Origin of the sequence: Bradyrhizobium sp., assembly GCF_049512235.1 — a bacterium.
GTDB lineage: Bacteria > Pseudomonadota > Alphaproteobacteria > Rhizobiales > Xanthobacteraceae > Bradyrhizobium.
Map to the genome: position 1 here is coordinate 1 of NZ_JBEKXH010000258.1, position 9,362 is coordinate 9,362.

Genomic DNA, 9,362 nt, shown 5'->3' on the forward strand with positions numbered 1-9,362 from the left:
GCCGAAGCGGCCACGGGCGACGACGACGCCGCGGAATGGGACGCTCTGGCGCGGGCGGAGGAAAGCCAGGAGGACACCCCGGTCGTCGACAGCCCCTCGATTTCGGGCGACGGGCTGCCGGAGGGAGAGGACTTTCCGCAGGCCCAAGTGGACGACGGACCCTCGTTTGCCCGCAATGCGAAGGGCAAGAAGGCCGGGCGGCGGGGGCCCCTGTCATGGTTTGCTGCCCTCTTGAAGCCGCGCTCGCTCCATCGCGCGCAAAGTAAACCACTCGCCAGTCTCCCGACGGCCTGTGCCGGCATGGGCGCGCTGGCACTGGCGTTGATGATCTGGCGCGTCGACGTGGTACGGCTGCTGCCGCAGACCGCCGCGTTTTACCAGATGGTCGGCATGGACGTTAATTTGCGCGGGCTGTCGTTCAAGGATGTCAAGGTTACCACCGAGACCGCGGCAGGCGAACCGGTGCTGGTGATCGAGGGCGTGATAACAGGCCAAGCGCGCAAGCCGATCGAACTGCCGCGGCTGCGCTTCAGCGTTCGCGACGCGCAAGGGACCGAGATCTACGCCTGGAACACAGTGCTGGAGCAGCCGGTGCTGAATCCCCAGGAAAAAGCCTGGTTCAAGTCGCGACTGGCCTCGCCGCCGCCGGAGGGCCGCCAGATCGATGTCCGCTTCTTCAACAAGCGGGATCTCGCCGGCGGTCATACATGAACGGGTCGCCGCAGTTTCCCTTTCGCAACGAGGTTCCGGTATGCCGCGTGTGCTGATCGCCGACGACGAAGAGTCCATGCGCACATTGGTGGCGCGCGCCATCGCCATGGACGGCCACGAAACCGTGACCGCGGAAGACGGCGCCGAGGCGCTCGACATCCTGAGCCGCGATAAAGGCGCCTTCGACCTGCTGCTGACCGATATCAAGATGCCGGTGATGGACGGCATAGCGCTGGCGCTGGCGGCCGCGCGCGACTTTCCGGATTTGACGATCCTGCTGATGACCGGCTTTGCCGATCAGCGCGAACGCGCCCATGGCCTCAACGCGATCGTGCACGACGTCATCACCAAGCCGTTTTCGGTGGCCGATATCCGCACCGCGGTGGCCGCTGCGCTGGCCGAGCGCAAGGCTTAGCGCACCGCGCCGAGAAGGCGGTGGCGAACTAATAATCCTTCAGCAGTCGCTCGAGGTAATCGAGTTCGATCTGCGGACGCTGCGGATCGCCGAGGCGGCGGCGCAGTTCTTCGAGGATCCGGCGCGCCCGCTGCACATCGATTTCGCCGGGAATCTTCACCGTGAAATCGTCACTGAATTCGTGCCCAAGCGGTCGCCCGAGCGGATCATTGCCATTTCCGGTACCTTGCTGCCGGCCCACATGATCGCCGGGGCTGTCGCCCTGTCCCTCGCCCTGCTGCATCGCCTCGGCAAGACTCTGGGCCCCCTTGCGCAGCGCATCCAGCGCCTGCCCTTGCGAATCCACGGCGCCATCGGCATTGCCCTCGCCGAGCTTGCTGCCGGCGTCGCCCATCGCGCTGTCGGCCTGACCGAGGCCATCCTCGCCCTCGCCCTGACCGGCTTGGTCACCCTCGCCTTGTTCGCCTTGTTCGCCCTGTTCACCTTGTTCGCCTTGTTGGCCCTTCTGGCCCTTCTGACCCTTTTCGCCGGGCTGGCGCTGGCCCTGCGCCATGCCGCGCTTGGCGAGTTCCTGCTGCAACTGCTTGAGGCGGTCGCGCAGAGCCTGCTGATCCTGCTGCAGATCGCCCAGGCTCTGATCGTCCTGCTTGCCACGGGCGCGATCGCGCCGCGAATCCTGACCCTGCTTGAAGGTCTTGTCGCGCAGCTGCTGCTGCTTGCGGATCATGTCGCCAAGTTCGTTCAGAGCCTGTTCCATGTCGTTGTCGCCGGACTGCCCGGGCTGCGCCAACTGCAGGTTTTCCAGCATCTCCTGCAGCTGTTCGAGCAATTGCTTGGCGGCATCCTTGTCGCCCGAGCGCGACAGCCGCTCCATGCGCTCGATCATGTTGTTGAGGTCCTGCTGGCGCATCACCTTGGTGTTGGGATCGAGCGGGCGCGCCAGCGCCTGCGGATTGTTGCGCTGCTGTTCGGCGAGCTGGCGCATGAAATTATCCAGCGCCGCGCGCAAATTCTCGGTCAGCTTCTTGATCTCTTCGTCGCTGGCGCCGCGTTCCAGCGCCTGCTTGAGCGCGTCCTGGGCGGCGCGCAGGGCCTTGTCCACATCGGAAATATCGCCGTCCTCGATGGTGACGGCGAGCGACCACAGGCTGGCGACGACCTCGCGCAGCGCGGCGTCGGTGCGGGCCGCCTCGAGCTGGCGGGCCACGCTGTACAGGCCGAGATATTGGCCGCTCTCCGGGGTGAACAATTCGGGCGCGATCATCAGTGCGTCGAGCGCCGCATAGACCAGCGAGTTCTGATTGGCATCGAGCGCCAGAATACGGCGCTGCTCGATCAGCGCCCGCGCCAGCGGTTTGGTGAACAGCCGCTCCGGAAGCCGCATGTTGAAAGGCTCGCTCTGCCCCTCATTGCCGGCCTCGTCCTTGGCGGTCAGCGTCAGCGTGACGTCGGCGCCGGCATAGGGATCCTCGCTGAGATCCTTGACCGTCTGCCCGACGCCGTTGCGGGTGCGCGCATTCGGCAGCACCAGCGGAAATTGCGGCGGATCGAACAGCGGCCGCGCCGGTGCAGCGGCGTTCGGCGCGTCGCCGGGTCGGACGGCAAAATGCGCTCTTGCTTCGGTGACGCCGTAATCATCCTCGATCTTGTAGGACATCTGCAGCGAGCCGCGGGCCTGGCGTTCCGGATCTTTCGCCAGCGCGATGGTCGGGGCGCGATCGGGCGTGGCGATGAAATTCCATGGCGGCTGGCCGGAGGGCGCGCGGACGTGGACCGTGCCATCGCCGGCGACGGTAAAACGCCGTTCGTTGGTGCCCTTCGGCGCCTGTTCGGCGGCAACCGCCTCGGTCACGCCGCCGGCGGCCACCACATCGAGCGTGCCCCCGCTTGAGCGTATGATCAGCGTGCTGCCGGCCGGAACCGGCAAAGGCCCGGCGGCGGGAACGCCGGCTTCCTTGTTCGCCGCCGACAGGATGATCGGCGGTTTGCCGGTATAGAGCGGCGGCGCCACCCAGGCGTCGACCCGGATATTGACCGGCGACAGCACGCCGTTCCAGTCGAATGCGGCCTCGGTGCGCAGGGCACGCTCGTCGCCCGCGGCGACAAAGGCCGCAAGCATCAGCAGCGCGACCAGCGCGCGCAGCGCCCAGGGGTCGTGGAGCGAAAGCCGCGGCGATGGCAGGCCGGCGCGGATGCGCTTGATCGATGCCAACGTACGCTCGCGCTGCGCCTGCCACAGCGCCCGCGTCACCGGGTCTTGGGTCGCCAGCGTATCGGTGAGCGCGGTCGCCGGGCGATGGCGGATGCCGGAGCCGCGGTCGAGCCGGCTCAAGGCCTGTTCGCGGCTCGGCCAGCGAAACCGGACCAGCGGCAACAGCGCCCCCAGTGCGGCGAGCACGAACATTCCAAGCCCGATGGCCCGGGCCACGAACGGCAGCGCCAGCCACAATCCGGCCCAGGACACCACCAGAAACAGGCCGGCAATGGTCAGAAGCCGCGCCAGATGCGGCCAGATCCGCTCCCAGGCGATGGCATATCTCGCCCGCTGCAAGGCTTGGCCCAGCCGCAGCCGCGAAACCGCATCAGGGTCGCGTATGGGCTCGGATGGATCGGGGGTGGTGCCGCTCAACAAAATCTCCGGGTTGCCGAACATGACACTATCACAACGGCGGCACTGAGGCACCTGGTTCGGAGCCGTAACCCACCCCAAAACACGCATAACACGAAGGCGTGACTGCGGAGCGACGACCCCGTAACGTCGGCCCCCGGACCATCAGGCCAAACAGCGGCAACGGCAAGGGAAGCGTCATGGACCAGAAAACACACGACAAGGGACTGGAAATTCGCAAAGCGGTGCTGGGCGAGGCCTACGTCGCCAATGCCCTGAAGAATGCCGATGATTTCAACAAGCCGTTTCAGGAACTGGTCACCGAATATTGCTGGGGCGCGGTCTGGGGCCGCGAGCAACTGCCGCGCAAGACCCGCAGCATGCTCAACCTCGCCATGATCTCGATCCTCAACCGGCCGCACGAATTGCGGGTGCATATCAAGGGCGCGCTGGTCAACGGCGTGAGCCGAGACGAGGTCCGCGAGATCTTCATGCAGGTGGCGATCTATGCCGGCGTCCCCGCCGGCGTCGACAGTTTTCGCATCGCCCGCGAGGTCTTCGCCGAGATCGACAAGGGCTGATGAACGTGCAGCAGCGGCCCGCGGCGCGCCCGGGCTTTCGTACACGGCTGTGGGTTACTTCGCACGCCCGCGCCGCGCAACCTGCCATCGGGCGCGCATTCGCGCGAAACGGTGGCGCCGTCAGGGTATCCGCTTATTGGCGGCGCCAATAATTGCGAAATATGATTCGTTGCACACGTGCTGGTTGTCGGCTTAAGTTTGCAGGAGGGCGACGAAGCCGCGCGGAGTTCTTGTGAGCGCAGGGGGCGACGATGGTTCGGAAATCGCTCATTGCTGGCGGGTTCGCGTGCACCTTTGCCCTGGCCGCCTGCACGATGTTACCTGCCCTGGAAGAAGCCACCGGTGGCATCCCGGTCTCCGACATCGTGCTGAGAACAAAATGCGAGTTGTCGGACGCGTTTGTTGACGACGAGGGACGCTGGCTGCCGGATTCTGACGCGAAATTTGCGTGGCTCCAGAACTGGACCGCGCAAGCCGACCTCACCTTGCAGATACTCGATCAAGCTACGCTCGCTCCGGGCGTGTCCGCGATTGAGCCGCTCCACAATGCCTATCCGAACGTAGGGCCGAGTAGCATTTCGACATCGGGAGCGCCGGGGACCGCCATTTCCGCCGTCTCGCAGAGCTTTGCCGTGGCAGCCGGGGCAAATCTGAACGGCCAGGCCCAGCGCACGGAAACCATGAGCTTTACGTTTTCCGTCGCCGAACTGAGAGACTGGCGGACCAATGCGAATACGGCGCGCCTTTGCGCCATTTCGGACAACATGGATCTGCGCGGACGTCTCGGGCTGAGGGAGTGGTTTCGACAGGCGGTGTCGCCGGTGGTGGGCACGCCCGAGCTATTGTATGCGGGATATCATCCCAAACCGGGCAGCGCTGCCTCGGCGCAGAAAGTCACGAAGCCGGACGAATCAAAAACAGAGAAACCTAAGGAGACGCAAAGCTTCAAGGAAAAAACATGCCTTGACGAGCTGGACGACGTTGACGATCTACTCAATGACGCGAACGACACCCTCACGGGCGCTGGCGAGATTGCAAGGAGCGACATGGTGACGTTTGCCGCCGCGAAAAGCGACGTTGAGTCTGAGTTTCAGGCGATGAAGAACGCCACGAGGACCATCGAGGCGGACAAGGCGCAATTCAACGGCGTGCTCGATCCAGCGATCAGAAGGAGGGAGGATCATAATGCGGCGAACCTCAAGGTTGCCAAGCAGCTTGGCGACGCTGCAAACGACAACATAAAGGAGGCGACCAACGATCTCGACACCTTCAGGCCACTGCCGGATAAGAAGTTCACCCTAGCCAGAAACCTCATAAGGGATACAAGATTCCTCGTGGTGCGCCGAAGGCGCGACCTCGAGAACATCGAGAAAGAAGAGCGCGACCTCGGCAACGCCGGGAAAAACGAGCCCGACATCGACGACAAAAAGCGCGACCTCGAGAAGAAAAAAGAGAACCTCTGCAACCTCAAAACGCTAAATTCGAACGCAGAAAATGCGAATAAGCGCGCGATCGCGGCGCTCGCCGACGCCAACGCAGCAACACAAAACATCGCGGCGGCGAACGCGAACATCAAGAACATGAAGAGCTATGTCGATACGGCCACGGAGTTCACGTCGAAGGCGATCGACCCACCGATTGCGACGATCGGGCAATCCGTGCAGTTCATATTGACGTACGGAGGCAACGTCACGCCGACCTGGACTTTCGTGCGCTTCAAGGGTCCGAACAGCCCATTGCTCTCAACCAGCGGCACGCGGACCCATACCCTCAACATCACGCTCGGTCCTCTCAATCCCGCGACCAACGCGCCCAATGCCGACGTCAAGCAGAACCAGTTTTATCTGCAGTTGAACAGCGTGTTCGCGCCGTCACTGCGCTGACAACGCTCCGGCTGGGCAGCGCCCGGCCTTAGACTTCCAGCATTAATAGCGAGCCGGTGAGATACAACAGGTTGATCGCGCAACTCATGACGCCGACGCCCAGGAACGTGCCGCGACAGGCCGGCAGCGCATCGCCTGGTTCGGTGCGGCCGACGGCTGCCATCAATCCTGAACTCAATTCAGCCAATTTGCCGGTTTAACCCGGTTTCGCGTCGCTCGTCCAATCGAAGGCCCCGACCGGGGCCATTTGGCGGCGTGGCCGAGCGATCCGATTGCTGCAGAACCCTGCGGGCACGCTGGCCGTTTTCAATGCATGTTAACCAGGAGAGAGAAATTTTCATGATCCGCAAACTGATTGGAATTGCCGCCCTCGCCGCCACCATCGCCGTTCCCATCGCCGTGCAAGCCCAGGGCGTCCCGGGCGGCATCGAGAGGGGCTCGCGCGAGGGCGAACGGGATGCCGGACCGCTGGGCGCCGTTGTCGGCGGGGTCATCGGTGGCGTGGTCGGCGGCGTCGATGGCGTGCTCGGCATCGACGAACGGCCGCGCTTTCACCGCTTTGTCGAGGAGCGGCGTCCGCCGTCCTATCGCTACGACCAGGAGGTCCGGATCGGCGCCGTGCTGCCCGAGGCCGGCGTCACCTACTACGATATGCCGGCGGAATATAGCGCGCGCGATTATCGCTATACCGTTGTCAACGGCCGTACCGTGCTGGTCGACCCGCGCACCCGCCGCATCGTCGAAATCATCGAATGAGCTGAGCCGGACCTGAGGAAACGGAGATCTTCGCTGCTGGCGAAGATCTCCGTGCCTGTCGTCGCACCTGACGCGGAACGCCCGGCCGCAGCCTTGCAACCCAGTATCTTGCAACCCAGTATTACGGGTCCATCCGGCTCAAGCGGAGCCGAAGCACTGCAATCCCGATCAAGTGGCCGCTTTCGAAGTGCGCTATACAACCAGCGGATTTCACGCGGGTGCGCCGACCATGAGTGCCGTCGGAAAAGCGATCTGGTTTATCGAGACCCATTTTGCAGGCGACATTTCGCTCGACGACATCGCTAGGTCGGCCGGCGTGTCGCGCTTCTATCTGGCGCGCGCCTTCGGCCTCGCGACCGGCCGTTCGGTCATGGGCTATATGCGCGGGCGGCGCCTGACGGAGGCGGCGCGATCACTTTCGAACGGCGCGCCTGATATTTTGAGCGTGGCGCTCGACACCGGTTACGGCTCTCACGAAGCATTCACGCGGGCGTTTCGCGACCAGTTCGGGCTGACGCCCGAAGCGGTGCGGGCGCAGCGCCGCACCTGCAACCTCGACCTCGTGGAGCCCATCAAGCTGGACGAGACCCTGATCGAGGACCTCAAACCCGTGCGCTTCGAGAACGGCAAGCCGCTGCTCATTGCCGGCCTCGGAGAGCGTTACACCTGGGAGAGCAGCAAGGCGATCCCGGCGCAATGGCAGCGCCTTGTGCCTTATCTCGGGATCATCCCGCGCCAGGTCGGCGGAACCACCTTCGGCGTCTCATATAACGGCGATGACGAGGGCAATTTCGATTACATCGCCGGCACGCAAGTGACCGATTTCTCAGGGCTTCCGACCGCCTTCAGCCGCCTGCGCATAAGCGAGCAGAAATACGCTGTGTTCGTCCATCGCGAGCACATTTCGGCGATCCGCCGCACGTTCCGCACGATCTGGACCAAGTGGCTGCCGGACTCGGGACACGAGGCTGCCGATGCACCCGGTATCGAGCGCTTCGGCGAGGCGTTCGATTATTCGACCGGAACGGGCAGTTTCGAAATCTGGATACCAATCAAGGCGTGAGGACAATTCCGTGAACGAGACCAGACGCGCATTCATCCTTGGGGCCGGAAGAACCGGACGACTTGCTGCGCCGCAGCGAATTCCTGCTTGGTGCCCTTGACGGAAGTTCCGCTCATTCGACCAAGTATTCAGGAACCATGATGACGATGAGGCAGCTTCAGGTCACGCCATCGCAGAGGACACCAGACGACGATGCCGCGCAAAGTTGTAAAACTAATCAGGGCTTCTCTTCTGTGCACCGCCGGACTCCTCATAGTGGTGGTGGCTGCCGGACTAGGTTTTCGTGCCTACCGTCAGCATCTCGCTGCCGAAGCCCTTGCGATCCGTTCACCCAATGGGGTGCAGGAGGGAGGGTTTGTCGTCATCGGCAGCATTCAACAATGGGTTCAAATCCGAGGCGAGGATCGAAACAACCCGGTTCTTCTTTTCGTCCATGGTGGCCCCGGCAGCTCCACCTTACCGATATCGTCGGGATGGCAGCCCTGGGAGAAATACTTCACCGTCGTGCAGTGGGACCAGCGCGGCACCGGCCGGACCTATGGTGCGACGGGAGACGCGACTGCACCAACCATGACATTGGAACGGATGACACAGGATGGAATCGAACTCGCGGAGTATCTGCGGACCCATTTGCACAAGGACAGGATCGTCCTGGTTGGGCATTCGTGGGGCTCATTCCTGGGGATTCACATCGTCAAGCAACGTCCGGATCTGTTCTACGCCTATGTTGGCACGGGGCAGGTCATCGGCAGGGCGACCTTCGAGAAAGCATTCGAGATCACGATCGCTCACCTGCAAACGCGGGCGCAGTCCGTCAACAACACGGAGGCCCTGGCAGAGTTGGCGCCAATCGCTTCGCAACCGGCCATGAACGAAATAAATCGCCTCGTTGCGGAAAAATGGAGCAGGGCTTTGGCGCTCCCGCCCGTTGATAGTTTCAACCTCGCCGGTCCTGTCGCGCCGCCCTTCATGCCGGATTTCGCGCTGCTTGATTGGTATAACTGGAGCAAAGGGATGGCGTTCTCCGCGAAGTATCTGCGCGGACGCGACAGTCCCATGTTTCAGCGAGACGTGGCTTCGTTAGGGTTCGAATTTCCGATCCCCATGATCTTCATCGATGGCGATGAGGATGACATCACGCCAAGCGGGCCTGCTGAACGATATTTCAAGCAGATCATCGCGCCGCACAAGGATTTTGTGCTGGTCCACGGCGGAGATCATTTTATTCCCTTTGATCGTCCCGATCAGTTTCTGGCGGACCTTGTGGCGCGAGTGAGACCGTTCGCCAATCCCCCAAGTACTGGGTCTAGATGATCGCTTGAAATAACAAACGCTATTAAACTCC

General features: G+C 63.0%; 9 protein-coding genes. 7 read left to right on the plus strand and 2 right to left on the minus strand.

All coding sequences use genetic code 11. The annotated features are described in order from the left end of the window. Both ABSG20_RS21935 and ABSG20_RS21940 read left to right on the plus strand, forming a co-directional pair. A partial coding sequence (locus tag ABSG20_RS21935; RefSeq protein ID WP_423866608.1) for a thioredoxin occupies positions 1-711 on the plus strand: 711 nt, incomplete at its 5' end. Between the two features lie 40 nt (positions 712-751). Next, complete coding sequence (locus ABSG20_RS21940; protein WP_423866609.1) at positions 752-1,126, plus strand: response regulator; 375 nt, start codon at positions 752-754, stop codon at positions 1,124-1,126. Positions 1,127-1,154: 28 nt separating this feature from the next. Here the strand turns inward: ABSG20_RS21940 and ABSG20_RS21945 are convergent, their stop codons facing one another. Continuing rightward, positions 1,155-3,755: a TIGR02302 family protein gene (locus tag ABSG20_RS21945; RefSeq protein WP_423866610.1), complete on the minus strand. Its 2,601-nt coding sequence runs from the start codon at positions 3,753-3,755 to the stop codon at positions 1,155-1,157. 179 nt (positions 3,756-3,934) lie between these two features. On the opposite strand from ABSG20_RS21945, the gene ABSG20_RS21950 reads away from it, so the two are divergent. Together ABSG20_RS21950 and ABSG20_RS21955 are read left to right on the plus strand one after the other, a co-directional pair. Continuing rightward, positions 3,935-4,315 carry a carboxymuconolactone decarboxylase family protein gene (locus ABSG20_RS21950; RefSeq protein ID WP_423866611.1) on the plus strand — a complete coding sequence of 127 codons (381 nt, stop codon included), beginning with the start codon at positions 3,935-3,937 and terminating at the stop codon, positions 4,313-4,315. Positions 4,316-4,566: 251 nt separating this feature from the next. After that, positions 4,567-6,198, plus strand: a complete 1,632-nt coding sequence (locus ABSG20_RS21955; protein WP_423866612.1) for a hypothetical protein — start codon at positions 4,567-4,569, stop codon at positions 6,196-6,198. Between the two features lie 28 nt (positions 6,199-6,226). On the opposite strand, the gene ABSG20_RS21960 is transcribed toward ABSG20_RS21955, so the two are convergent. Beyond that, positions 6,227-6,361 carry a hypothetical protein gene (locus ABSG20_RS21960; protein ID WP_423866616.1) on the minus strand — a complete coding sequence of 45 codons (135 nt, stop codon included), beginning with the start codon at positions 6,359-6,361 and terminating at the stop codon, positions 6,227-6,229. 176 nt (positions 6,362-6,537) lie between these two features. Here ABSG20_RS21960 and ABSG20_RS21965 point away from each other — a divergent pair, with 176 nt between their 5' ends. The 3 genes from ABSG20_RS21965 (at position 6,538) to ABSG20_RS21975 (ending at position 9,331) form a co-directional block, all read left to right on the plus strand. Further along, positions 6,538-6,954: a DUF1236 domain-containing protein gene (locus ABSG20_RS21965; protein WP_423866613.1), complete on the plus strand. Its 417-nt coding sequence runs from the start codon at positions 6,538-6,540 to the stop codon at positions 6,952-6,954. A 229-nt stretch (positions 6,955-7,183) separates the two neighbouring features. Then, complete coding sequence (locus tag ABSG20_RS21970; RefSeq protein ID WP_423866614.1) at positions 7,184-8,017, plus strand: AraC family transcriptional regulator; 834 nt, start codon at positions 7,184-7,186, stop codon at positions 8,015-8,017. 192 nt (positions 8,018-8,209) lie between these two features. Continuing rightward, the gene (locus tag ABSG20_RS21975; protein ID WP_423866615.1) at positions 8,210-9,331 is read left to right on the plus strand and encodes an alpha/beta fold hydrolase; all 1,122 of its coding nucleotides are present in this window, start codon (positions 8,210-8,212) and stop codon (positions 9,329-9,331) included. The last annotated feature ends 31 nt before the right edge of the window (positions 9,332-9,362 follow it).